Origin of the sequence: Pseudarthrobacter cremeus, from assembly GCF_051857465.1 — a bacterium.
Lineage (GTDB): Bacteria > Actinomycetota > Actinomycetes > Actinomycetales > Micrococcaceae > Arthrobacter.
Genome location: NZ_JBPZHC010000001.1, coordinates 589,315 through 614,288, shown reverse-complemented (window position 1 = coordinate 614,288; position 24,974 = coordinate 589,315). Strand labels below are relative to the sequence as shown.

18 protein-coding genes and 2 tRNA genes are annotated in these 24,974 nt (G+C 65.2%); 16 read left to right on the top strand and 4 right to left on the bottom strand.

What is annotated here, in order from left to right; translation table 11 throughout:
* The first annotated feature begins 35 nt into the window (after nt 1–35).
* The 3 genes from ACS5PJ_RS02695 to ACS5PJ_RS02685 all read left to right on the top strand — a co-directional run bounded on the left by ACS5PJ_RS02695 (nt 36) and on the right by ACS5PJ_RS02685 (nt 2,528).
* Nucleotides 36–1,055, top strand: a complete 1,020-nt coding sequence (locus tag ACS5PJ_RS02695; protein ID WP_439433366.1) for a hypothetical protein — start codon at nt 36–38, stop codon at nt 1,053–1,055.
* A gap of 67 nt (nt 1,056–1,122) precedes the next feature.
* Nucleotides 1,123–1,617, top strand: coding sequence for a ribose-5-phosphate isomerase (locus tag ACS5PJ_RS02690; RefSeq protein WP_439433365.1), 495 nt, complete (start codon nt 1,123–1,125; stop codon nt 1,615–1,617).
* Nucleotides 1,617–2,528, top strand: a complete 912-nt coding sequence (locus ACS5PJ_RS02685; RefSeq protein WP_439433364.1) for an Fpg/Nei family DNA glycosylase — start codon at nt 1,617–1,619, stop codon at nt 2,526–2,528. Before ACS5PJ_RS02690 ends, ACS5PJ_RS02685 begins: the two co-directional genes overlap by 1 nt.
* A 61-nt stretch (nt 2,529–2,589) precedes the next feature.
* Here ACS5PJ_RS02685 and ACS5PJ_RS02680 read toward each other — a convergent pair.
* Nucleotides 2,590–2,663 (bottom strand) — tRNA-Gly (locus tag ACS5PJ_RS02680).
* Between the two features lie 146 nt (nt 2,664–2,809).
* On the opposite strand from ACS5PJ_RS02680, the gene ACS5PJ_RS02675 reads away from it, so the two are divergent.
* The 6 genes from ACS5PJ_RS02675 (at nt 2,810) to ACS5PJ_RS02650 (ending at nt 8,028) form a co-directional block, all read left to right on the top strand.
* Nucleotides 2,810–2,884 (top strand) — tRNA-Pro (locus tag ACS5PJ_RS02675).
* Between the two features lie 80 nt (nt 2,885–2,964).
* Nucleotides 2,965–4,350 (top strand): trigger factor, encoded by a 1,386-nt coding sequence (tig, locus tag ACS5PJ_RS02670; RefSeq protein WP_439433363.1) that lies wholly within the window; start codon nt 2,965–2,967, stop codon nt 4,348–4,350.
* A 229-nt stretch (nt 4,351–4,579) separates the two neighbouring features.
* Nucleotides 4,580–5,203: an ATP-dependent Clp protease proteolytic subunit gene (locus tag ACS5PJ_RS02665; RefSeq protein ID WP_354146560.1), complete on the top strand. Its 624-nt coding sequence runs from the start codon at nt 4,580–4,582 to the stop codon at nt 5,201–5,203.
* 38 nt (nt 5,204–5,241) lie between these two features.
* Entirely contained in the window at nt 5,242–5,901 is a 660-nt protein-coding gene (locus ACS5PJ_RS02660) for an ATP-dependent Clp protease proteolytic subunit (protein WP_190988153.1), read from the top strand.
* A 179-nt stretch (nt 5,902–6,080) separates the two neighbouring features.
* Complete coding sequence (gene clpX / locus ACS5PJ_RS02655; protein WP_439433362.1) at nt 6,081–7,361, top strand: ATP-dependent Clp protease ATP-binding subunit ClpX; 1,281 nt, start codon at nt 6,081–6,083, stop codon at nt 7,359–7,361.
* 52 nt (nt 7,362–7,413) lie between these two features.
* On the top strand, nt 7,414–8,028 hold the full coding sequence (locus ACS5PJ_RS02650) for a mycothiol-dependent nitroreductase Rv2466c family protein (protein ID WP_439433361.1): 615 nt from the start codon (nt 7,414–7,416) through the stop codon (nt 8,026–8,028).
* A 339-nt stretch (nt 8,029–8,367) separates the two neighbouring features.
* Here ACS5PJ_RS02650 and valS read toward each other — a convergent pair whose 3' ends face one another.
* Nucleotides 8,368–10,986 carry a valine--tRNA ligase gene (gene valS, locus ACS5PJ_RS02645; protein WP_439433360.1) on the bottom strand — a complete coding sequence of 873 codons (2,619 nt, stop codon included), beginning with the start codon at nt 10,984–10,986 and terminating at the stop codon, nt 8,368–8,370.
* An 82-nt stretch (nt 10,987–11,068) separates the two neighbouring features.
* On the opposite strand from valS, the gene ACS5PJ_RS02640 reads away from it, so the two are divergent.
* Nucleotides 11,069–11,842, top strand: a complete 774-nt coding sequence (locus ACS5PJ_RS02640) for an SDR family oxidoreductase (RefSeq protein WP_439433359.1) — start codon at nt 11,069–11,071, stop codon at nt 11,840–11,842.
* A gap of 117 nt (nt 11,843–11,959) precedes the next feature.
* On the top strand, nt 11,960–13,036 hold the full coding sequence (locus ACS5PJ_RS02635) for a glycerophosphodiester phosphodiesterase (protein WP_439433358.1): 1,077 nt from the start codon (nt 11,960–11,962) through the stop codon (nt 13,034–13,036).
* 53 nt (nt 13,037–13,089) lie between these two features.
* On the opposite strand, the gene ACS5PJ_RS02630 is transcribed toward ACS5PJ_RS02635, so the two are convergent.
* On the bottom strand, nt 13,090–14,127 hold the full coding sequence (locus ACS5PJ_RS02630; protein WP_439433357.1) for an endonuclease/exonuclease/phosphatase family protein: 1,038 nt from the start codon (nt 14,125–14,127) through the stop codon (nt 13,090–13,092).
* Between the two features lie 397 nt (nt 14,128–14,524).
* Between ACS5PJ_RS02630 and ileS the strand changes: the two genes are divergently transcribed.
* The 4 genes from ileS to ndk are packed head-to-tail and all read left to right on the top strand — an operon-like array spanning nt 14,525 to nt 20,113.
* Nucleotides 14,525–17,845 (top strand): isoleucine--tRNA ligase, encoded by a 3,321-nt coding sequence (gene ileS, locus ACS5PJ_RS02625; protein WP_439433356.1) that lies wholly within the window; start codon nt 14,525–14,527, stop codon nt 17,843–17,845.
* A gap of 3 nt (nt 17,846–17,848) precedes the next feature.
* Nucleotides 17,849–19,207, top strand: a complete 1,359-nt coding sequence (locus ACS5PJ_RS02620; RefSeq protein ID WP_439433355.1) for a bifunctional folylpolyglutamate synthase/dihydrofolate synthase — start codon at nt 17,849–17,851, stop codon at nt 19,205–19,207.
* Nucleotides 19,208–19,209: 2 nt separating this feature from the next.
* Nucleotides 19,210–19,656 carry a DUF4233 domain-containing protein gene (locus tag ACS5PJ_RS02615; RefSeq protein ID WP_439433354.1) on the top strand — a complete coding sequence of 149 codons (447 nt, stop codon included), beginning with the start codon at nt 19,210–19,212 and terminating at the stop codon, nt 19,654–19,656.
* Nucleotides 19,657–19,693: 37 nt separating this feature from the next.
* Complete coding sequence (gene ndk, locus ACS5PJ_RS02610; protein ID WP_439433353.1) at nt 19,694–20,113, top strand: nucleoside-diphosphate kinase; 420 nt, start codon at nt 19,694–19,696, stop codon at nt 20,111–20,113.
* Nucleotides 20,114–20,249: 136 nt separating this feature from the next.
* Here the strand turns inward: ndk and ACS5PJ_RS02605 are convergent, their stop codons facing one another.
* On the bottom strand, nt 20,250–20,927 hold the full coding sequence (locus tag ACS5PJ_RS02605; protein WP_439433352.1) for a vitamin K epoxide reductase family protein: 678 nt from the start codon (nt 20,925–20,927) through the stop codon (nt 20,250–20,252).
* 452 nt (nt 20,928–21,379) lie between these two features.
* Between ACS5PJ_RS02605 and ACS5PJ_RS02600 the strand changes: the two genes are divergently transcribed.
* Entirely contained in the window at nt 21,380–24,868 is a 3,489-nt protein-coding gene (locus tag ACS5PJ_RS02600; RefSeq protein ID WP_439433351.1) for an Rne/Rng family ribonuclease, read from the top strand.
* Nucleotides 24,869–24,974: the final 106 nt, after the last annotated feature.

The window sequence follows — 24,974 nt, the reverse complement described above, 5'->3', positions numbered from 1 at the left end:
TCTGTCACGGCGCCCGCCGGGAGTAGCGTTAATGCATGGGAAAGTTCCGGGATTCTGTGGATGCCAGTGCCCTGCGCTTCGCGGTGGGCTTTCCCGTGATGCTGGCGGCCGCTTTTGTGTTTTGCGCCTTTTTGCTCCGGCCCGATCTTCCGGAGCCCATGGCGATCAGCTGGACGCCCGACGGCGGCTCCTCCTTTGCCCCCTTTGGCGCCTACGCCGGTGGCGGCGCGCTGATCATCGTTGCCGCCGGCTGGCTGGTCCTGTCCCAGGCGGTGCCGTTGTCGCGGCCCGCGGTGATGCGGCGGATCATGATGGGGACAGGCCTGTTCCTGAGCCTGTTTGTCACCTCTGTCCTGGCCGCAGGTCTCGTGGGCCAGACCGGCCTCGCCGATGCGCGGGACTCCCACGTTGACCTGACGGTGCTGGCGCTCGGAAGCGGAGCAGCCGTGTCGCTCGGGGTCATCATGGGGTTCGTCTTCAAGGCCGACAGGCAATGGTCACCCGAGGATGACCGGGCCCTTGAACTGGCCCTCGCCCGCGAGCTCGATCCGGAACTGGCCGGTGACACCATCCGGCTTTGGGTGCACGCACGCAGCTCCGTCTTCGTCATGATCGCCGTGGGGACCCTGTTCCCCGCAGCGCTTATTACGGTGGCGCTGCCATGGCTTGGCGCCCTGGTGGCGGTCCTGGCTGTCGTGGCAGCTGCCTTCCTCTGCGCCCGGGTCAAGGCCGACCGCCGGGGCCTGCGCGTCCTGGTGGCGGGCGTGCTGCCCGTCATGGACGTGCCGGCGGCTGCGATTTCCGCAGCCAGCGCCGCGGACGTCCGCGCAGCCGACTACGGCGGGTGGGGCTACCGGAACCACAGCGGCACCGCCGCGATGCTGGTCAGCAGCGGTCCCGCCGTCGTCGTGCGCAAAACGGACGGTCACAGTGTGGCGGTAAGCGGCGGAAGCCCGGCGACGGCGGCGCGGCTTGCCGAGGTACTCACCCGCGTCGCGGCAAGGGCGCACCGGGGCGGCGCTGCCAGTCCGGCCGGCGGGGCCCCGGAGTCCTAGCATCCGCCAGTCCTAGTATCCTTGTCCGTGTCGATCCGACCCCTTGGCCTAATGAACGGATACTGCTGTGACTTCTTCCCCTGCCTTCCCGCGGGTCCACATCGCCACCGACCACGCCGGCATGGAACTCAGCGCCCATCTGGTCAGCCACCTCACGGCCAAAGGCTACGAGGTGGTGGATCACGGCCCCAAGGCATACGACGCCCAGGACGACTACCCCTCCTTCTGCATCAACGCAGCGCTCGCAGTGGTGGCGGACCAGCAGGCCGGGATCAACGCCCTCGGGATTGTGCTCGGCGGCTCCGGTAACGGCGAGCAGATCGCCGCAAACAAGGTCAAAGGTGTCCGTGCCGCCCTCGCCTGGAACCTTTCGACCGCCACCCTGGCCCGCGAGCACAACGACGCCAACGTGGTGGCCGTGGGCGGCCGCCAGCACACTGTGGGTGAAGCGACCGAGATCATCGAGGCCTTCCTCGCCGAGCCTTTCAGCAACGATGAGCGCCACGTCCGCAGGATCAGCAAAATTGCGGCCTACGAGGCCACCGGCGAGGTCGTCGAGTAGTGCCCGAAGGGCATTCAGTCCGCCGCCTGGCGCATCAGTTCGGCGACGTCTTTACCGGCGAGGCGCTGTCCGTGAGCAGTCCGCAGGGCAGGTTCGCCGCGGGGGCTGCCCTGCTTGACGGTCGCCGGCTCACCGATTCCCGCGCCCACGGCAAGCACCTCTTCCTGCACTTCGACCATGCGATGGTGCTCCATGTCCACCTGGGCCTTTACGGTGCCTGGGATTTCGGCGGCGACGCCACCTTCCGTGGCGCCTCCAGCATCGGCGCGCCCCGGAAGGTGGGGGAGCAGGAGCTGTTCGACGACGGAGGCGACAGGGCTGCCGGCGACCTCGCCTACCTGGGTCCGCCCGAGCCGCGCGGCGCGGTCCGCGTCCGGTTGGTCAGCCCGCACGGGTGGGCGGATCTGCGCGGTGCCACCACCTGCGCAGTGATCACCGAGGCCGAGTCGCTGGCCGTCCTTGCCCGGCTCGGTCCGGATCCGCTGCGGAACCTGCCTGAGGACAGGTCACGGTTCGCCGCCGGGTTGCGGGCCCGGAAAACACCGGTCGCGGCGCTGCTGATGGACCAGAAGGTGATTGCCGGCGTCGGGAATGTCTACCGGGCCGAAGTGCTGTTCCGTCAGCGGCTGGATCCTTGGCTGCCGGGAAACGCACTCTCCCGCGGTGCTGCCGGACTGCTGTGGGATGACACGGCGGCAGTGATGGCCGACGGCGTGCGCGACGGGCGGATCATCACCACGCCGGCGGTTTACCGGGACCCCGGCGCCCCGCTGCCCGCAGCCGAAGACGCCCACTATGTCTACAAACGGGAGGGGCTGCCGTGCCGGGTGTGCGCCGGGCCGGTGGCTGTCACTGAACTCGTCGGCCGCAAGCTGTACTGGTGCCCCGGCTGCCAGCCGACCGCGCGCTAGTACCCGGAACGCAAAAAAGCAGGGCCCGTCACGTTGTGGGTGACGGGCCCTGCTTCATATTTGGAGGGGACGACGGGAATCGAACCCGCGTAATCAGTTTGGAAGACTGAGGCTTTACCATTAAGCTACGTCCCCGTAAGTACAGCTTTGCCAATAATTCAGTTTAGCGGCCGGACTTGCGGGCTGGCTCTTCAAGCCGGATACAACTAAACCTAATTCATGCCCCACGTGTCAAATGTGCAATCACGGCCCAAATCACCGTAGACTTGCCTGTGCACTTACGGGGTGTAGCTCAGCTTGGCTAGAGCACCTGCTTTGGGAGCAGGAAGTCGCAGGTTCAAATCCTGTCACCCCGACTCTGCGGCCCGGGCCGACGGCCTGGACAGAACGTTGCTTTTGCAGAAACCCATCCCACAAACCCAGGAGTACTTAGACCGTGAAGAGCGCTGTCGAGAACCTCACCCCCACGCGGGTCAAGCTCAATGTTGAGGTCCCCTTTGAGGAATTGAAGCCCAGCATCGATGAGGCATACAAGACTGTTGCTTCGCAGATCCAGGTCCCTGGCTTCCGCAAGGGCAAGGTCCCTTCCAAGCTGATCGACCAGCGCGTTGGCCGTGGCTACGTGCTCGAGACTGCCATCAACGAAGGCCTCAACGGCTGGTACCAGGCCGCGGTGCAGGAATCAGGCATCCGTCCCTTGAGCCGCCCCGAGGTTGAGATCACCGAGGTTCCGGACCCCACCTCAACCGACGGTGAACTGAAGTTCCACGCCGAGGTTGACGTCCGCCCTGAGATCGAACTGCCTGATTACGCCGGCATCAAGGTTGAGGTTGCCGCCGCAGAGTCCTCCGACGAAGACGTCGACAAGGCCCTGGACGAACTCCGCGGCCGCTTCGGCACGCTGAAGTCCGTGGACCGCCCGGCTGCCGATGGCGACTTCCTGACCATCGACATCAACGCCACCATTGACGGCGCTGACGTTGACTCCGCTTCGGGCCTGTCGTACCAGGTAGGCGCCGGAACCATGCTTGAGGGCCTGGACGAGGCCGTGACCGGCCTGAGCGTTGACGAAGACGCCATTTTCGAGACCACCCTGGTTGGCGGCGACCACGCCGGCGAATCAGCGCAGGTGAAGGTGGTTGTCAAGGCCGTCAAGGAGCGCGAGCTTCCGGAGGCCAACGACGACTTCGCCCAGCTGGCCTCGGAGTTCGACACCCTTGCCGAACTCCGCGAGGACCTGGCCAAGCAGGCTGCCGACTCCAAGGTTGTCGAGCAGGGCGTAGAAGCCCGCGACAAGGTGCTGGACAGGCTCGTTGAGCTCGTTGAGGTTCCGGTCCCGGACTCCGTGGTTGAAGAGCAGCTCGAAGCCCACTTCAAAGAGGGCAGCGGCCACGGTGAAGGTGAGCACGACACCGAGGAACACCGCGAAGAGGTCAAGGCCAACACCGCCCGCGCCTTCCAGAACGAAATCATCCTCGACGCCATCGCCGAAAAGGAAGAAGTCAACGTCAGCCAGAACGAGCTGATTGACTACATCGTCACCACCGCCAGCCAGTACGGCATGGACCCGAACCAGTTCGCCCAGATCATTGATCAGAGCGGCCAGGTCCCCATGATGGTTTCCGAGGTACGCCGCCGCAAGGCACTGGCCGTTGTCCTCGGCCAGGCTACTGTGACCGACACCGACGGCAAGGCCGTTGACCTCAGCGACTTCGTCCGCCCCGGCGGCGAAGAAGAAGCTGCGGCGCCCGAGGCCGAGGCTTCTGAAGGCGCCGGGACTGATGCGGCCCCGAACGACGATCCGGCAGCCGTAAAGTTCTAGCACGCCCCGTGTGAGCGCAGCCCCTGGACCAGCCGGTCCGGGGGCTGCCTGCTTTAACCGACGCTCCTAAGCGATCGTGCGCCGTCAGCGAACAGCGCGATTCCGGCGAACAATTAGGCCATCAAAACGGTTAGTGTCCAAGTAGTGAAGTTCAGTGATGTCGTTCAGTAACGTCACCGTCACCAGCGAGAGGTAAGTACACATGTCACAGCACGCAGAGGCTCCCCGGATGGCGACGGTCGATCCCGCAGCCCAGGACAACTACATCTACAACCGCCTCCTGAAGGAGCGCATCATCTGGCTCGGCTCCGAGGTGCGTGACGACAACGCCAACGCCATCTGCTCCCAGCTGCTGCTCCTGTCCGCCGAGAACCCGGAAAAGGACATCTACCTTTACATCAACTCCCCGGGCGGTTCCGTGACGGCCGGCATGGCCATCTACGACACCATGCAGTTCATCCCGAACGACGTCGTCACCGTCGCCACCGGGCTGGCGGCATCAATGGGGCAGTTCCTGCTGTCCTCCGGCACCAAGGGCAAGCGCTACGCCACCCCGAACGCCCGCGTCCTGATGCACCAGCCCTCCGGCGGGATCGGCGGCACGGCTTCGGACATCAAGATCCAGGCCGAGCTGATCCTCCACATGAAGAAGGTCATGGCTGAACTGACTGCAGACCAGACCGGCCAGAGCGTGGAGACCATCCTCAAGGACAATGACCGCGACAAGTGGTTCACTGCCAAGGAGGCCCTCGACTACGGCTTCTTCGACAAGATCGCGGCCCACGCCGGTTCCGTTTCCGGCGGCGGCGGAACCGCCAACGGCACCTCCGGCGAGCCGGCATCCGAGAAGTAACCCCGGCACTTTCGAACACTCAGATCAGGAGCAACACAATGACCTACAACTTCGGATCGACTGCCGGTAACCTTCCGACCAGCCGCTACGTCCTGCCCCAGTTCGAAGAGCGCACGCCGTACGGCTTCAAGCGCCAGGACCCCTACACCAAACTGTTCGAGGACCGTATCATCTTCCTCGGTGTCCAGATCGACGACGCCTCCGCCGACGACGTGATGGCCCAGTTGCTGGTGCTTGAGTCCACCGACCCGGACCGCGACATCACGCTGTACATCAACTCCCCGGGCGGCTCCTTCACCGCCATGACCGCGATCTACGACACCATGACGTACATCCGCCCGGAGATCCAGACCGTCTGCCTCGGCCAGGCCGCCAGTGCCGCCGCGGTCATCCTCGCAGCCGGCACCCCCGGCAAGCGGCTGGCCCTGCCCAACGCCCGTGTCCTGATCCACCAGCCGGCCCTCTCCGGAGGCCAGGGCGGGCAGGCCTCCGACCTTGAGATCCAGGCTGCGGAAGTCATGCGGATGCGTTCCTGGCTTGAAGACACGCTGGCCCACCACTCGGGCCGCACCCCGGAACAGGTCAACAACGACATTGAGCGTGACAAGATCCTGACCGCCGCCGAGGCCCTGGATTACGGCCTGATCGACCAGGTCCTTGATTCGCGCAAGATGAAGCCGCAGGCCATTACCCGGTAGTAACGTTTCTCCAGGCCGGTGCGGTCCAGTTTATTTGGACGGCACCGGCCTTCGCTTTCCACCCTTGGGGCCGAATGTGACCTAGAGTGGAAGGTGTCACGGCCAGCCCTCCCAGGGCCGCCGGGTTTCCAGCAACGGTGCACAGCTGCCTGGCAGCAAGATACTAAAGGGGTTCACATATGGCTCGGATTGGCGAGAGCACGGATCTGCTGAAGTGTTCTTTCTGCGGAAAGAGCCAGAAGCAGGTGCGCAAGCTCATTGCCGGGCCCGGTGTCTACATCTGCGATGAATGCATTGAGCTCTGCAACGAGATCATTGAAGAAGAACTCGCCGAAGTCGCCGACCTTGGCAGTTTCGAACTTCCCAAGCCCCGCGAAATCTTTGACTTCCTGCAGGAATACGTCATCGGGCAGGAACCGGCAAAGCGTTCGCTCGCCGTCGCCGTCTATAACCACTACAAGCGGATCCAGGCAGGCCACGCGCCGAAGAGCGGCAGCCTCGCTGAGGGCGGCCACCATGACGACGTCGAGATTGCCAAGTCGAACATCCTCCTGATCGGGCCCACAGGCTGCGGCAAGACCTACCTCGCCCAGACCTTGGCGCGCCGGCTGAACGTCCCCTTCGCTGTCGCCGATGCCACCGCCCTCACGGAGGCCGGCTACGTGGGCGAGGACGTAGAGAACATCCTCCTCAAGCTCATCCAGGCCGCAGACTACGACGTCAAGAAGGCCGAGCAGGGAATCATCTACATCGACGAAATCGACAAGATTTCGCGCAAGAGCGAGAACCCCTCCATTACCCGCGACGTTTCCGGTGAAGGCGTGCAGCAGGCGCTCCTGAAAATCCTTGAAGGAACTGTGGCCTCCGTGCCGCCGCAGGGCGGACGCAAGCACCCGCACCAGGAATTCATCCAGATAGACACCACCAACGTGCTGTTCATCGTGGCCGGCGCCTTTGCCGGCCTGGAAGAGATCATCGGGTCACGGTCGGGGCGCAAAGGCATCGGTTTCGGTGCACCGCTGAACGATGCGAGCAACAAAGTGGACTCCTACGGAGAAGTCATGCCGGAGGACCTCCTGAAGTTCGGCTTGATCCCGGAGTTCATCGGCCGGCTCCCCGTGATCACCACGGTCTCCAGCCTGGACCGCGACGCCCTCATCCAGATCCTGTCCACCCCGAAGAATGCCCTGGTCAAGCAGTACCAGAAGATGTTCCAGATCGACGGGGTGGAACTCGTTTTCGACGACGGAGCCCTCGACGCCATTGCCGACCAGGCCCTGGAACGTGGGACAGGCGCCCGGGGCCTGCGCGCCATCATGGAGGAAGTGCTGCTTCCGGTCATGTTCGATCTTCCCAGCCGTGAAGATGTGGCCAGCGTTGTCATCACCGAAGACGTCGTCCTGAGCAAGGCCGAGCCCACCCTTGTTCCGCACGTGACCAAGCGCCGCAAGTCCGCCTGACGCCACAGCAGCCGCATTTTCGACACCGAAAGAAACCCAGAGGAAATCACGCATGCCTGAAACCACCACCAACCAAGCTGACTTCTGGTTCGATCCGCTGTGCCCGTTCGCCTGGATTACTTCACGCTGGATCGGCGAGGTGGAGGGCGTCCGCGACATCAGGACCGTCTGGCACGTGATGAGCCTTGCCGTCCTGAACGAAGGCCGGGACCTGGAACCCGGTTACCGGGAAGCCATGGACAAAGCCTGGGGGCCGGTACGGGTCATCATTGCGGCCAGGGAACAGCACGGTGACGAGGTTATCAAGCCGCTGTATGACGCCATGGGTACACAGATCCACATCGGCGGTGAGAAGGACTTCGGCATTGTCATCAGCAAGGCCCTTGCGGAGTGCGGTCTTCCTGCCGGACTCGCCGAGGCCGCCACCACGGACGACTGGGACGGCCTGTTGAAGGCCAGCCATGAGGAAGGCATCTCCCTGGTTGGCCAGGACGTCGGCACCCCGGTGGTTGCCTTTAACGGCACCGCTTTCTTCGGGCCCGTACTGACCCGCATCCCGCGGGGCGAGCAGGCCGGGCAGCTGTGGGACGCCACGGTGGCACTGGCTTCCTACCCGCATTTCTTCGAGATCAAGCGCAGCCGCACGGAGAGTCCCGAATTCAACTGATAACGCGCTGAAAGAGCCCCGGAAGAACTACTCTGATGTAGTTCTTCCGGGGCTCTTGCGCTTGCCTGCCCGCGGTACCAAAATAGTTCTTACCCACTTCGAAAGAAGCGGGACGCAAGAACCGAAGATTCAGTGATATGTATCCGACGCAGCCATCGGCAAAGCCGGATACAAGCTACCAGTGACGAGGTAGGAAGACCTGAAATTCTTAGGATCCTGCCAGACCATCAAAGACGTCACCGGATGGCCGAAAAGTCGAAGCCCCACCAACGGCAAAACGCTGATGGGGCTTCCCCTTTGCCCAAAAACAGGCTGCGCGTGAGACACGCGCAGATCCGATCAGGCCTGAGCAGGCTCCTCCGGAGCTGCCAGGACGACGTCGCTGACGGTCAGTTCGCCCTCGCCGGCAACCAGGGTCAGTTCGCGGGCGTTCGACGCCGCCTTGAGGTCACCGAGCCCGGCCTTCAGCTGCGTGGTCAAAGACTCCGAGGCAGTGATCGTGGCGGACAGGACCTCAGTGCGCTGCTTGACCTTGGCCTCGGACTTCGCTTTCCGGACCCCGCTCAGGGCAGAACCAACGGTCGCGAGGAGCGTGGTGTCGCCGTCGACCTCCAAAGCCGCCGGCCATTGGGCACGGTGAACGGACCCGTTGCGCCACCAGCCCCACACCTCTTCGGTGGCGAAGGGAAGGAACGGAGCGAAAAGCCGCAGCAGGGTGTCAAGGCTGGTCGCGAGGGCGGCCAGCACGGATGCCTGCTCAGCTTCGCCGGCAGCACCGTAGGCACGGTCCTTGATGAGCTCCACGTAATCGTCCGTGAACTGCCAGAAGAAGCTCTCGGTGATCTGCAGTGCCCTGGCGTAGTCGTAGTTGTCGAACGCCTTGGTGGACTGGCGCACCACATCTGCCAGCTGCGCAAGCACAGCGCGGTCCAGGGGATTGGCCAGGACGGAGAGGTCGCTGGACACCACTGAGTTCTCTGTAGCGCCCAGGTTCAGGACGAACTTGGAGGCGTTCAGCAGCTTGATGGCCAGGCGGCGGCCGATCTTCATCTGGGCAATCTCATACGCTGTGTCCGCGCCGAGCTTGGCCGAGGTGGCCCAGTAGCGGACGGCATCCGAGCCGAATTCATCGAGCACATCGGTGGGAACCACCACGTTGCCCTTGGACTTGGACATCTTCTTCCGGTCCGGGTCCAGGATCCAGCCCGAGATGGCCGCGTGCTTCCACGGCGCCTTGTCCTGCAAGGCATCGGCCTGGACCACTGAGGAGAACAGCCAGGTGCGGATGATGTCGTGACCCTGGGGCCGCAGGTCAAACGGGAACACCTTGGCGAAGAGGTCCTCGTCCCGGCTCCAGCCGCCCACGATCTGGGGGGTCAGGGAGGACGTGGCCCACGTGTCCAGGATGTCGGCGTCGCCGGCAAACCCGCCGGGGACATCGCGCTGCACCTCGTCGTAACCCGGCGCGGCATCCGCAGCGGGGTCGACCGGCAGCTGCTCGTCCAGCGGCACGATCGGGGCGTCGTACTGGGGGTTGCCGTCGGCGTCCAGCGGGTACCACACGGGGATGGGAACACCGAAGAAGCGCTGGCGGGAAACCAGCCAGTCGCCGTTCAGGCCGGAGATCCAGTTCTCGTAGCGGGACCGCATGAAGGCGGGGTGGAAGTCGATCTCGTGGCCCCGGGCGATCAGGCGTTCGCGGCGTTCTTCGTCGCGTCCGCCGTTGCGGTAGTACCACTGGCGGGAGGTGACAACTTCGAGGGGCTTGTCGCCCTTCTCGTAGAAGTTCACTGGGTGCATGATCTTCTTCGGCTCGCCCTCGATCAGGTCCTCGGCGGCCAGGAGCTCCACCACGGCTTCCTTGGCGCTGAAGACCGTCTTGCCGGCGATTGCTTCGAAGGCGGCGCGGCCGGCTTCGGTCGTGATCCAGTCGGGGGTCTCGCCAATGATCCGTCCGTCGCGGCCTACGATCGCGCGGGTGGGCAGCTGGAGTTCGCGCCACCAGGTGACGTCGGTCAGGTCACCGAAAGTGCAGACCATGGCGATGCCGGAGCCCTTGTCGGCCTTGGCCAGCGGGTGGGCCTTGACCTCAACCTCAACGCCGAAAACCGGGGAGGTGACCTTCTTGCCGAAGAGCGGCTGGTACCGCTCGTCGTCGGGGTTGGCCACCAGGGCGGCGCAGGCTGCGAGAAGTTCCGGGCGGGTGGTCTCGATGTAGACCTTTTCGCCGTCTTCGGTGAAGAACGGGTAGCGGTAGTACGCGCCGGCTACCTCGCGGTCTTCGAGTTCAGCCTGGGCCACGGCAGTGCGGAAGGTGACATCCCACAGGGTGGGGGCCTCGGCCATGTAGGCGTCACCGGCTGCCAGGTTGGCCAGGAAGGCCCGCTGGGAGACTTCCCGCGATGAGTCATCGATGGTCCGGTAGGTCAGCTGCCAGTCCACCGAAAGGCCGAGCTGCTGGAACAGGCTTTCGAAGACCTTCTCGTCCTCGACCGCCAGCTCTTCACACAGCTCGATGAAGTTGCGGCGCGAGACGACGTCGAAATCGCGTTGGTTCCTGGCAGGCTCGGCTGGGGGAAGATATCCGGCGTTGTAAGGGATGGCCGGGTCGCAGCGCACGCCGTAGTAGTTCTGCACGCGGCGCTCCGTGGGCAGGCCGTTGTCGTCCCAGCCCATCGGATAAAAGACGTTCTTGCCGATCATGCGCTGGTAGCGGGCAAGCACGTCCGTGTGCGTGAAGGAGAACATGTGGCCTACATGCAGGGAGCCTGATGCGGTGGGCGGGGGAGTGTCGATCGAGTAGACCTGCTCCCGGGTGGTGTCCGGGTTGAACTTGTAGGTCCCTTCGGCCAGCCAGCGCTGCGTGAGGGCTGCTTCGAGCCCTTCAAGAGCGGGCTTGTCCGGAACGTTGATAGGGGCGGTGGAGGGCGTGTCTGTACCCTGAGTGTCTTCAGCCATTTGCCAATTGTTTCATGGTCCGCACTTCATCCGGCGACATCGGGCCTGACAGCGGGCCGGCCGGTCCCGTTAGGGTGGTTCCATGACTGAAGATTCACGCAAGGCAACGGCACAAAAGGCAGCAGTGGTTACCGGGGCAAGCACCGGCATCGGCGAGGCAACCGTCCGCGCGCTGGCGGCCGAAGGCTGGACGGTCTTCGCCGTCGCCCGGCGCGCTGAACGGCTTGAGGTGCTCGAAGCGGAAACGGGCGCCGTCGCAATTCCCGCCGACATTACAGAGGACGACGACGTCGCCCGGCTTCTGGCCAGCGTCACCGCGGCCGGCGGTGTGGACACGCTCATTAACATCGCCGGCGGGGCCCGGGGCGCTGACCAATTGGGCGATGCCAATACCGGGGACTGGGAATGGATGTACCGGGTCAACGTTCTCGGTACCATGAAAATCACCCGTGCCTTCCTGCCCATGCTCCGCGCCACCGGTGAGGGCACAGTGCTGAACCTGACGTCCACCGCCGGACTGGCAGCCTACGAAGGCGGCGCAGGCTACAACGCGGCCAAGTTCGCCCAGCACGCCATGACCGGGGCGCTCCGGCTTGAGGAAGCTGAGAACAACATCCGCGTCATTGAGGTGGCGCCCGGGCTGGTCCACACCGAGGAGTTCGCCCTGAACCGGCTCGGCGACCAGCAGGCGGCCGCAAAGGTCTACCAGGGTGTGGAGAAGCCCCTGACGGCCCAGGATGTCGCCGACGTCGTGCGGTACGCCGTGACTGTCCCGCACCACGTCAACCTGGACCAGATCGTGATGCGGCCGGTGGCGCAGGCCGCCAACCATAAGCTGATCCGCAAGCAGGCCTGACGGCACCGGACGTTCAACCGGGATTAAGGCGGATGTCGGGCGGCGGTGGCCGGTTGTTGGCCGGCGCCCACCACGGTGGCACATGCACCTGCACACCACCAGAGTGGAGAACACCACATGCACACCCCGACGAAGCTAGGCGCTGCCGTACTGAGCGCAGCCCTGCTGCTCGCCGTCCCCTCCCACGCCATGGCTGCCGACGCACCCCCCGCCGGCGCGGCCACGGACAACCATTTCGACCTCGAAGCCCACCGGGGCGGGCTCGGGCTGACTGTCGAATCCACCCTCGCGTCCTTCGCCAAGGGCATCGAAACCGGCGTCTCAACCCTCGAGCTCGATCTCCAGATCACCAAGGACGGCCGTGAGGTCATCACGCACGATCGCAAGATCAGCGGTAAGAAGTGCCTCGACACCGCCCCCGTGACGCCCAACGACCCGGATTTCCCCTATGTGGGCAAGTACATCAAAGACCTGACCTTCGAGCAGGTCCGCAGTCTGGACTGCGGCTCGCTTACGCAGCCGCAGTTTCCAGGGCAGAAGGCCTCACCCGGCGCCAAGATGCCCACGCTTGCCGAGGTCTTCGCGCTGGCCGACTCTTACCGTGCCAGCCAGGTGAAATTCAACATCGAAACCAAAGTCGAGGCGGGCGCACCCGAGCAGACTGCTCCGCGTGAGCAGTTCGTCGACGTCGCGCTCCGTGAAATCTACGCGGCTCACATGCAGAGCCGCGTTTCCATCCAGAGCTTCGACTGGGGATCGCTGCGCCTCGTCCAGCAGCGCGCCCCGCAGATCCCCACCGTCGCCCTGACCAACAAGGACTTCCTCCAGGCCGGGCAGCCGGGGAGCTCTCCCTGGCTCGGCGGGATCGACTCTGACGACTTCGGCGGCGATCTGGTCGACGCGGCAGCCTCGCTCGGCTTCAATGCCATCTCTCCGGTGCACGGCACCCCCCAGAACGGCACGGTGCTGGACGCCAATTACGTTCCGTACGTCACCTCCAACATGGTGGAGCGGGCCCATGCCGCGGGCATGAAAGTCATTCCGTGGACGGTTGACGACAAACCGACCATGCGCGCCTTGATCGCCACCGGCATCGACGGTCTTATCACCGACTACCCGGACCGCCTCCGCGACGTTATGGATGAGTCCGGCCTGAAGCTCCCGCAGAGCTTCCAGGCAGTTCCCGGACACTGATCCCACAACGGATTGAATGAAGGGCGGGGCGCCTTGGGCGCCCCGCCCTTCACTCATTGCCGGACCGGGCCTGCCGCCGGAAGGCTGAGCGTGGCCATCACTGCGGCGTGGTCCGTGCCGGAAACCCGCTGGACTTTGTAGTCTGTGCTGTCCAGCCCGCGGCTTGTGACCAGATGGTCGATGGTGACGCCGGGGAGCGGGGGCCCTTCCATGGGCCAGGTGGGCACCAGCCGCGATCCCGAGGCCGCTCCAATATCCACCAGGGCCCCCGTGTCTCCGTCGCGTTCGTGGGCCCGGGCCAGCAGTGCCCTGAATTCGGCGTGGTCGTAGGTTGCGTTGAAATCGCCGGTGAGGAGCCTCGGGCCGGGCCGGTCCGCGACCCTGCCCACGGCTGCCAGATCGCTCCGCCACTGGGCCAGATGCTCGTCCACGGGCGGAAAAACGTGGACGCTTGTTACCTCCAGCACGGCGACAGCCCCGTTCGCTGCCGCCGTCAGCCGGACCGTTGGATTTCTGAACGGCGTGTCCGGAACACTGCCAACCAGCTCCATGGGATAACGCGAATACAGGGCGGTGCCTGCTGCGCCGTTGGATGGCTGGCTGATGCGCTGGGGCAATAACCCGTCCAGGCCTGCAGCCGAAAGCCTGTCCTGGAGCCCCTGCGTGAACTCCTGCATCGCAAGCAGGGAGACGTCGTTGTCCCGGACCAGGGCCACGATCCGCCCGGCGTCGGCCTGGCCCAACTCTGTGTTGAGGTTCATGACGGTCAGCGGCACCGGAGTGCCGGTGGCCGCTGCTGCAGGATGGCCGGCGTCGAGGGGGAAAAGCCAGAACGCCTGGCACACCAGAATGGCAACCGCCACTCCCTGCCGCCACCGGCTTCGTCCCAGAAAGGCCAGAAGGAGCGCTGCAGCGGCGGGGACGGCCAGCCACGGCGTGAAGGACACCAGTTGCACCGCCAGCACGGGCCACTGTGCCGGAACTGCCCGGAAGACCGACACAGCCACCACCGGTACGCTGGCGAGGAGCCACAGCCACCTGAACAACGTGGCACCCCGCGTTCTGGCGGACCCGCGGCCGGAAACTGTCATGACCTTGAGTCTATTCACTGCAGGCTGTTTTGGAGCCCTTGTCCTTTCCCCCTTGTCCTTCCCATGTGGCCGCGGTCGAAGAATGGCGGTGGGTGGCCTTGCAATAGTAGACTCAAAGACGGCGTTGACCCGGCTATCACCGGTGAGCTTCCGGAAGAACGCGCTGACCGCCTGAACATGGCGGGGCGTCAGTAGAACCGGACGGGTAAGCCCGTCACAGCAGTAATGAGCGGCCTGCATGCAGCCTTCCTTCCCCAGGGAGGGCAGATGCAGGTAAGTGAGGTGGTACCGCGGTGAGCGTGCAGTCCCCGGACTGGGCAGGAGCCGTCCTCGCATCCTGAACGGAACCGGGCAGCAGCAGCTGTCCGGTTCACCAGCTCAACCCAGGATGTCGAGAATGACGAATTACCCCAAAGCCACTGCTTCACCGGCGGCAACGGCCGGCTCCGGTGTCTCTGCCTCTGTGAAGTTCCCGGAGGTCGAGGAACGCATCCTGAAGTACTGGGACCAGGACGGCACCTTCCAGGCCAGCATTGACCAGCGAAGCGCCGACGCCCCCGGGGGTGCACCCGGCAGCAACGAGTTCGTCTTCTACGACGGCCCTCCCTTCGCCAACGGCCTGCCGCATTACGGGCACCTCCTGACCGGATACGCCAAGGACCTGGTGGGCCGTTACCAGACGCAGCGCGGCAAGCGGGTGGAACGGCGTTTCGGCTGGGACACGCACGGCCTTCCTGCCGAGCTGGAAGCCATGAAGCAGCTGGGCATGACGGACAAGACCCAGATCGAGGCCATGGGCATCGACAAGTTCAACGACGCCTGCCGCGCTTCGGTGATGAAGTATGCCGATGAGTGGAAGAACTACGTCACCCGCCAGGCCCGCTGGGTGGACTTCGAGAACGACTACAAGACCCTCAATGTCGAGTACATGGAATCGGTCCTCTGGGCGTTCAAGCAGTTGCATGAAAAAGGACTGACCTACAACGGCTACCGGGTGCTGCCGTACTGCTGGAAAGATGAAACGCCGCTGTCCAACCATGAGCTGCGCATGGACGACGACGTCTACAAAAACCGCCAGGACCAGACCGTCACGGTCACGTTCCCCATCACGGCCGGGGAGTCGGAGCTGTCGAAGCAACTGGCCGGCGTCCAGGCGCTCGCCTGGACCACCACACCCTGGACCCTGCCCACCAACCTCGCACTCGCCGTCGGGCCTTCCATAACGTACGCCGTGGTGCCCGCAGGCCCCAACGGCATCAAGGCAGCCGCAGCGGACGCGCCCGTTACGGGAACCTTCCTCCTCGCCGCGGACCTGCTGGCCGCCTACGCCAAGGACCTTGGCTACGAGGACCCCGGGTCCGCAGAGGCAGCCGTCGTCTCCACGCACGTCGGTGCCGATCTGGAAGGGCTGCAGTACCAGCCGCTGTGGAGCGACTTCAGCGACACCGAGAAGTACGGCACCCAGAACGCCTGGCGCATCCTGGTGGCCGATTACGTCACCACCACGGACGGTACCGGCCTGGTCCACCAGGCTCCCGCTTACGGCGAGGACGACCAGAAGGTCTGTGAAGAAGCCGGCATCCCCGTGGTGCTTTCCGTGGATGAAGGCGCCAAATTCCTGCCGCTGTTCAAGCACGGGGACCTGCACGACATCGCCGGGCTTCAGGTCTTCGAGGCCAACAAGCCCATCACGCAGGTGCTCCGCGCCCAGGGCCGTCTGGTGCGCCAGGCAAGCTACGAGCACAGCTACCCGCACTGCTGGCGCTGCCGCAACCCGCTGATCTACCGCGCGGTCTCTTCCTGGTACGTGGAGGTCACCAAGTTCAAGGACCGGATGTCCGAGCTGAACCAGGAGATCAACTGGATCCCCGGCAACGTCAAGGACGGCCAGTTCGGCAAGTGGCTGGCGAACGCCCGCGACTGGTCCATCAGCCGCAACCGCTACTGGGGCAGCCCCATCCCGGTGTGGCAGTCCAGCGATCCGGAATTCCCGCGGACGGACGTGTACGGCTCCCTCGCCGAGATCGAGGCTGACTTCGGCCGCCTGCCGCTGAACAACGACGGCCAGGTTGACCTGCACCGCCCGTTCATCGACGAACTGACCCGCCCCAACCCGGATGATCCACGCACCCCCGAAGAGGGACAGTCCGTGATGCGCCGCGTCGAGGACGTCCTGGATGTGTGGTTCGACTCCGGCTCCATGCCGTACGGCCAGGTCCACTACCCGTTCGAAAACGAAGCCTGGTTCGATACCCACAATCCGGCGGACTTCATCGTGGAGTACATCGGCCAGACCCGCGGCTGGTTCTACATGCTGCATATCCTCTCCACGGCGCTGTTTGACAGGCCTGCGTTCCGCAACGTCATCAGCCATGGAATTGTGCTGGGCTCGGACGGGCAGAAAATGTCCAAGAGCCTGCGTAACTACCCGGACGTCTCGGAGGTCCTGGACCGCGACGGATCCGACGCCATGCGCTGGTTCCTGATGTCCAGCCCCATCCTGCGCGGCGGCAACCTGGTGGTGACCGAACAAGGGATCCGCGACGGCGTCCGCCAGGTCATCCTGCCGCTCTGGAACGTCTACAGCTTCTTCACGCTCTACACCAACGCCGCCAACAGCGGCGCCGGATATGACGCGAAGCTCCGGTACGACGGCTACGCAGACACGCTGGACCAGTACCTGCTGGCCAACACCGGTGACCTGGTCCGCAACATGACTGCACAGTTGGACAGCTACGACATCTCCGGCGCCTGCGATGAGCTCCGCAGCTACCTGGACATGCTCACCAACTGGTACGTCCGCCGCAGCCGCCAGCGCTTCTTCGACGAGAGCACCGACGCCTTCGACGCGCTCTACACGGCGCTGGAGACCGTCTCACGCGTGGCTGCCTCGCTGCTGCCGCTGGTTTCCGAGGAGATCTGGCGCGGCCTCACCGGCGGCCGGTCCGTGCACTTGGCCGACTGGCCGGAAGCAGACCTGTTCCCCTCCGATCCAGCCTTGGTCGAGGCAATGGACCGCGTGCAGCAGATCTGCTCCACCGGCTCCTCACTGCGCAAGGCCGCCAACCTGCGCGTCCGCCTCCCGCTGCAGGAACTGACCGTTGTGGCTCCCGGCGCAGATGCGCTGGGAGGCTTCGCCGCCGTCGTCGCCGATGAACTGAACATCCGTTCGGTCCGCCTGCTCGACGCCGGGAGCGCCTCCCCGGAGGAGTTTGGGATCGAGCAGAAGCTGGTGGTCAACGCCCGCGCTGCGGGCCCGCGCCTGGGCAAGAACGTCCAGCAGGCCATCAAGGGATCCAAATCCGGCGACTGGTCAGTCTCCGACGCCGGCGTGGTCACCGCCGGGGGACTGGAGCTGGAACCCCAGGAGTACACGCTGGAGACCGTAGTGGCGGAAGCCGCTGAGGGTGCCGGCTCACGGGCCGCCGCAGTGCTGCCCGGCGGCGGCTTCGTGGTCCTCAACACCGAAGTCACGCCGGAGCTTGAGGCCGAAGGGACAGCGCGCGACATGGTCCGCGCCATCCAGCAGGCCCGCAAGGATGCCGGACTGAACGTCAGCGACCGGATCCGCACCACCGTCACGGCCGGGCAGCAGGTCCTTGATGCCCTGCTGGCCAACGCCGAGCTGGTCAAAACCGAAACCCTGACCCTGGAGCTGGACACCTTGCCGGCCGAATCAGGCGAACCGCGCATCACCGTCGAAAAGACAGAGGCCTAGGATATGACCGACGAATTCTCCGTGGAAAGTGTCTACGCCGAGCTGCTGGGCCGCGCCCCGGAAAACAAGATGGAGCCACGCCTTGCGCCGCTGTTCCGTGCCATGGACGTGCTGGGGGAGCCCAACAAGGCCTTCCCGATCATCCACGTGACCGGCACCAACGGCAAGACCTCCACTGCCCGGATGATCGAAGCCGGGCTGCGTGCCCACGGACTGAGCACGGGCCGCTACACCAGCCCGCACCTGTCCAAGGTCACCGAACGGATCAGCATCGACGGCCACCCTGTGTCGGATGAGACATTCGTCCGCATCTGGGATGAAATCCGCCCCTACCTGCAGATCGTCGACGACGAACTCACAGCAGCTGGAGAGCCCCGGCTCACGTACTTCGAATGCCTGACCATCCTGGGATTTGCGGTTTTCGCCGACCAGCCGGTCAACGTGGCCGTCATCGAGGTGGGCCTTGGCGGCATCACCGATGCCACCAACGTGGGCGACGGACAGGTTTCGGTGGTTACTCCCATTTCCCTGGACCACACGGACCTGCTGGGCGACACCACCGAGGACATCGCCTACGAGAAGGCCGGGATCATCAAGCCCGGTGGCTTCCTGGTCAGTGCGGCGCAGCCCGTTGATGCCGCCCAGGTGCTACTGGAAAAGGCGAAGGAAGTCTCGGTCCCGTTCCGCTTTGAAGGCGTGGAGTTCGGCGTCGAATCCCGGACGGTTGCCGTGGGCGGACAGGTCGTGAGCATCCAGGGCATCGCCGGCCGGTACCCGGAACTGCTGATACCGCTGCACGGCGCGCACCAGGCCCAGAATGCGGCCGTTGCCGTGGCCGCGCTGGAGGCATTCTTCGGCGGCGACAAGGAGCTCGACGCCGAGGTGCTGCAGGAAGCATTCGCGTCAGTTACTTCGCCGGGCAGGTTGGAAGTGGTCCGGACGGCGCCGACCATCATCGTGGATGCGGCCCACAACCCCGACGGGATCCGGGTCTCGGCCGAGGCCATCCAGGAGGCGTTCAGCTTCACCCGGCTTGTTCCGGTGGTGGGTGTCCTCAAGGAGAAGGATGCGGAGGAGATTCTTCGCCAGCTCAAGGAATCGCTGGGCGACCTTGCGGAGGAATACTGCTTCACGCAGTCGAATTCGCCACGGGCAGTCCCGGCAGCCGAGCTGGCTGAGCTCGCCGTGGAGATGGGCTTCGGTGAGGACAACATCCACATCGCCGAAAAGCTGGACGACGCCCTGGAATGGGCCGTGGAACGCGCGGAAGCCAACGATGACCTGTCCGGCGGCGTCCTGGTGACGGGCTCCATCACCTTAGTGGCCGAGGCGCGGATCCTGCTCGGAAAGACCGAGGCCTAGGGATGGCCAGACTGACCAAGGCCCAGCGGGAATGGCGACCCGGGATGCCGAAGAAGCGCCGGTCCACGAAGGTGATGTTCGCCTCCACAGTCCTGCTGCTCGAGGCGTTCGTCGTCTTCTTCGCCACCCTTGCCGTTTTCGGACTCAAGCGCGGTGAGTTTCCGCCTGCCCTGATCCTGGGCACCGGAATCGCGCTCAGCCTGGTCATGATCTTCGCGTGTGCCGTGCTGTCCAGGCCGTGGGGTGTGGGGCTGGGCTGGATCCTGCAGATCGTGCTGATCCTGACAGGCCTCGTTGAACCGATGATGTTCCTGGTGGGCGCCCTGTTCGCCCTTGCCTGGTGGTACGGAATCAGGACCGGCATCCGGATCGACACCGAGTCCGCGCAGCGCGAACGCGAGCAGGCCGAATGGAACGCGGCGCACGGGGATTCCCCGGAAGGCTCGTAGAATTGTCCCGAAACCCCACCAACGCATTGGAGCAGTTGTGAGCATTGAGCGCACCCTAGTTTTGATCAAGCCCGACGGCGTGGCCCGCAACCTCAGCGGCGCCATCCTGAGCCGCATCGAGGCCAAGGGCTACACCCTGGCCGAGCTGAAGAAGGTTGATGCAAGCCGCGAGCTCCTGGAGCAGCACTACGAAGAGCACGCCGGCAAGCCGTTCTACGAGCCCCTCGTGGAGTTCATGCTCAGCGGGCCGGTAGTTGCGGCCATCTTCGAAGGCCACCGCGTCATTGAAGGGTTCCGGTCCCTGGCCGGAACCACCGACCCCACCACGGCAGCCCCGGGGACCATCCGCGGAGACTTCGGCCGCGACTGGGGCCTGAAGGTCCAGCAGAACCTGGTCCACGGCTCGGACTCTGCGGACTCGGCCGAGCGCGAAATCAAGATCTGGTTCCAGGGCTAGGCAACGCGGGGTCATTTTTAGCCCGTTCCAGGCTGTTTATCGGGCGTTAAGTGACCCCGCCCTGGAGACAAAAGGACCCCGCCCTGCGCACAAAGAGCCCCCGCTTCTTCGGAAACGGGGGCTCTTTGTGCGTCTGCTAGAAGCCTGACGTTCCCGCGAACACCTGGATGAAGGCGAAGAAGATCGTGGCGATGACGGCTACGTAAAGCAACGCTGTGATGACCCATCCGGAGTCGCCCAGCACGCGTGCTGCGCCGGCGGGTACCGGGATGACGCCGTGGGTGACGTTCCTGATGGTTACCCAAACAAACAGCGGGATCATTGCGGCCCAGACGATCATGCAGAACGGGCACAGGATATGGATCGAGTACAGGGCCTGGGACCAGAGCCAGACCACGAACGCGAAGCCCAGCGTGACACCCGCCTGGAGCCCGAGCCAGTACCAGCGGGCGAAGGTGGCTCCTGAGAGCAGGGCCATGCCGACGGCAAGGGTGACTGCGAAGGCCACGATGCCGATGAACATGTTGGGGAAGCCGAACACCGAACTCTGCCAGGTCTGCATCACCTGGCCACAGGAAATCCAGGGGTTTACATCGCACACGGTGGTGTGGTTGGGATCTTTGAGGACCTCGAGCTTCTCCAGGACCAGGGTCCCGGATGCAAGCCAGCCCACGAGGCTGGTGATGACCATCAGCCAGCCAAGAGGCCGGTTACGCGCCATGGGCGGTATGGTAGCGGCGGTCACAGGATCCGGGCCGGCCAGGCGTCCGGCTGCCGGGCTGCCGGTGCCTGTGGCGGGGGAGATGCTGGGCATTATTCGTGGCGTCCTTTGCGTCGGGTGCTCCTTGCCTGATTGTAACGCCGGCGGCTGGGGACAGCATTCAGCCTGAAGGGCCCCTGACGATCCGCGTCCGGCCTTCCGCCGTCTTTGAGCTTGGGTGTGAGAGAATGAACGTGGCTGGAGGCCGACCCACATTCGGACTCCGGTCCGGTGGCTTGTTCCCAAGACCGCCAATGACGAGCTGGGTAAGCTTCGGATTCTCTGATCCGGTTTTTCCGCGTCCCATTGGTCGGCACCTGGTTGTGGCATGTAGAACAACGGGTTTCAGGACACAGCCGACGGCTCCCACGGGCTGCCGCACCCCACTGCCGGTGCGAACCTGGGAGTATCCACTTGACTTCTGTCAACGCCTGCGGGTTTTGACAATATGTGCCCCAATGGGTGCCGGATGTGGCGGTACGTCAGGGGCAGGAGTGTTGCCACATATGGAAAACGACCAAGTACCAGCAATTAATATCGAAGCAGAAGCGGCCGAAGCCGTGGAAGCGCCGAAGAAGGCCACCCGGGCCCGGCGGAAAGCAGCGCCTAAAGCCGCAGCACCGGACTCAGACGCCGTAACCGGGCCAGAGGCAGCAGCGCCTGGCACGTCCCCGGCCGAAGCGCCTGACACCGAGGCGCCTGACACCGGCGTGGTGGCCGCTGCACCGGCAACCAAAGCCCCCGTCCGCCGGACACGTGCGCGCAAGACCGCCGAACCGGCAGAACCACTGCCTGCCTTCGCCGACGAAGCCATGGCGGCACCCGCGGCTGCGGAGGCCGCCGCTGTGGAGCACGCCACCGAGGCTGCCGCCGGGGTTGCTGCCGAGGTTCCGGGCGACGGGACCGCAGTTGACACCAAACCTGTCCGCCGCCGCCGCGTTGCCACCCGCAAGACCTCTGCTCCTGAATCTGCCCCTGATACTGCCGCGACCCCTGAAGCCGCTGCTGCCCCTGAAACTGCCGCAGCCCCTGAAACTGCCGCAGCCCCTGAAGCTGCTGCGGCCGGAGCCGAAGCAGCCCCTGAGGCCGCGTCAGCTCCGCCGGCCCCGGAAGCTCCGGCCGCCCGGGAGCCCGCCCGGGAGGAAGCCACGGACCGGCAAGCCGCTGCTCCCGCAGCAGCACCGGCCCCCGCCGGGACGGCCAGCCCGTTCGGTTCGCTTTTCCTCGAGCCGGCCTCGGCCGCCTCTGTGCTTTTCCAGGCACCTGACCTGAGCACAGTGGTCCGCCCCGCACCCGCGGCGGTCACCGCTGCGGCGGAGCCTGAAGAGGACGACGCCGAGGACGGCGAAGCGGACGACGCAAATGGCCGCCGCAGGCGCCGCAGCCGTGGACGCCGGGGGCGCAGCCGCACCGACGACATTGAAAGCGATGCTGATGCTGCCGACGGAGGGCAGGACGGCGCCGCTGAAGACGACGAGGAATCTGCAGGCCAGACCGACGAAGGCGTGACGTCCCGCCGCCGTCGCCGCCGCCGCCGTGGCGACCAGGACCTTGAGTTGGCCGGAGGGGAAGGCGACGATCCGCCCAACACGGTGACCCGCGTCCGCGCACCGCGTGCCGCCACCGAAGCGCCGGTGAACAACCGCGTGACGTCCGTCAAGGGCTCCACCAGGCTCGAAGCCAAAAAGCAGCGCCGCCGTGAATCCCGCGATACCGGCCGCCGCCGCACCGTCATCACCGAGGCCGAGTTCCTGGCCCGCCGTGAATCCGTTGACCGGCAGATGATCGTCCGCCAGCGCGACGACAGAATCCAGATCGCCGTCCTCGAGGACGGCGTCCTGGCTGAGCACTTTGTCTCCAAGACCCAGCAGGACTCCCTGATCGGCAACGTCTACCTCGGCAAGGTGCAGAACGTCCTGCCGTCCATGGAAGCGGCGTTCGTTGATATCGGGCGCGGCCGGAACGCGGTCCTCTACGCCGGCGAGGTGAACTGGGAAGCCGTCAACCTCGAAGGCAAGCAGCGCCGGATCGAGAACGCCCTGAAATCAGGCGATACCGTGCTGGTCCAGGTCACCAAGGATCCCGTTGGCCACAAGGGCGCACGACTGACCAGCCAGATCTCCCTGCCCGGCCGCTACCTCGTGTACGTGCCCGGCGGCTCGATGACCGGCATCTCCCGCAAGCTGCCCGACGTCGAACGCAACCGCCTCAAGCGCATCCTCAAGGACCGCCTCCCCGAGCACGCCGGCGTGATTGTCCGCACCGCTGCCGAGGGTGCCTCCGAAGAGGAACTCACGCATGACATCAACCGGCTGCGGGCCCAGTGGGAAGGCATCGAAAGCCAGTCCACCTCCACCAAGATCCTCGCCCCGGAACTGCTTTACGGCGAACCGGACCTCACCATCAAGGTGGTCCGCGACGTCTTCAACGAGGACTTCTCCAAGCTGATCGTCTCCGGTGAAGAGGCCTGGGACACCATCGAGGCCTACGTCACGTACGTTGCACCGGACCTGGTGGGCCGCCTGGAAAAGTGGACCACGGATCAGGACATCTTCGCTGCCTGGCGGATCGACGAGCAGATCCACAAGGCGCTCGAACGCAAGGTCTTCCTGCCTTCCGGCGGCTCCCTGGTGATCGACCGTACCGAAGCCATGACGGTGGTGGACGTCAACACCGGAAAGTTCACCGGCAGCGGCGGCAACCTCGAGGAAACCGTCACCAAGAACAACCTTGAAGCAGCCGAAGAAGTGGTCCGGCAGCTCCGGCTCCGCGACATCGGCGGCATTATTGTCATCGACTTCATCGACATGGTGCTCGAGTCCAACCGCGACCTTGTCCTGCGCCGCATGGTGGAATGCCTGGGCCGCGACCGCACCAAGCACCAGGTCGCCGAAGTAACGTCGCTGGGCCTGGTGCAGATGACCCGCAAGCGGATGGGCACCGGGCTCCTCGAGGTCTTCGGGGAGCAGTGCGAGACCTGCGCCGGCCGCGGCATCGTCACCCACGACGATCCTGTGGAACACCGCCGGGCCAACACTGTCGCTGCCGAGCACCACGTGCAGCGTGCAGACAGCCACCGGGTGGACGGGCCGCGCACCGATCAGCGTCCTGACCAGCGCATGGACAACCAGCGCGGAGACAGCCAGCCCGGCGGACGCACTGACCGCAAGCGCCGCCGCGGCCGTGGAGGCCAGCCACTGGAGGTGGCGCCGGCAGCCCCGGTACAGATCCACACCGTCCACCCCGACCCCAGCGACGCGGAGCGCCACGCCAAGGCAGAGGCCACAAGGGCTGCACTGGCAAACATTGCCGCTGCTGCCCACGCTGCGCACCTGCACGAAGAAGAGGTTGCGCAGGCAATAAGCGCGGCAGGTCAGGCTGCTGCTGTGGAACCGGCAAAAGCACCAACGCAGGCATCTTCACAGGCATCAGCCCCGTCCCCGGCCGCGGCAGAACGCTCTGAGACTGACGCCACGGGCCGCCCGGCCACTGTGCTTACGTTCGGCGGAGAGCAGGTCGTGCTGCCGTTCGTGGAGCACCACGCCGATCACCCGCAGTCGCCTGCACTGACCCTGGACCGTCTTGCCGAGGCTTTCGCCAACCTGGGTGCGCCGGTTCCCGCTGAAGCAACGCCAACGGCCCAGCCGGCCGAAACCACTTCGGCAGCGGACACGGCCGCACCAGGCCAGGCTGCCGGGCGCCCCGAGGCCGGGAACCAGGCACGCCGGCTGCCGGCCGCGGAGGAGAAGGACTACTCGGACCACACCGCGGACCAGTCCCGCACCCGACGCCCGCGGCGTAACCGCAGTGCCAGCCGTGCCCAGGGCGCAGCCAATGCCACGTCGGTGGAGCACCACGAGGCTGTTCCAACAGCTTCCACCGGGCACTCCCACGCCGCCAAAGCGCCGGAGCACACCCAGGCCCCTGCGGCCCCCAAGGCCGCGGCCGAGGCTCCCATCATCCTCGGCGTAGGGGTTCCGGCCTCGGAGCTTTAACCCCGCCGGAACTCTGACGAGTCCACCGGGTTGCCCGGCCAGTCCTGAATTGCACAGGGCCGGCCGGGCATCGCGCTTTAACCGCTTCATGCGGTTCACGGGATGC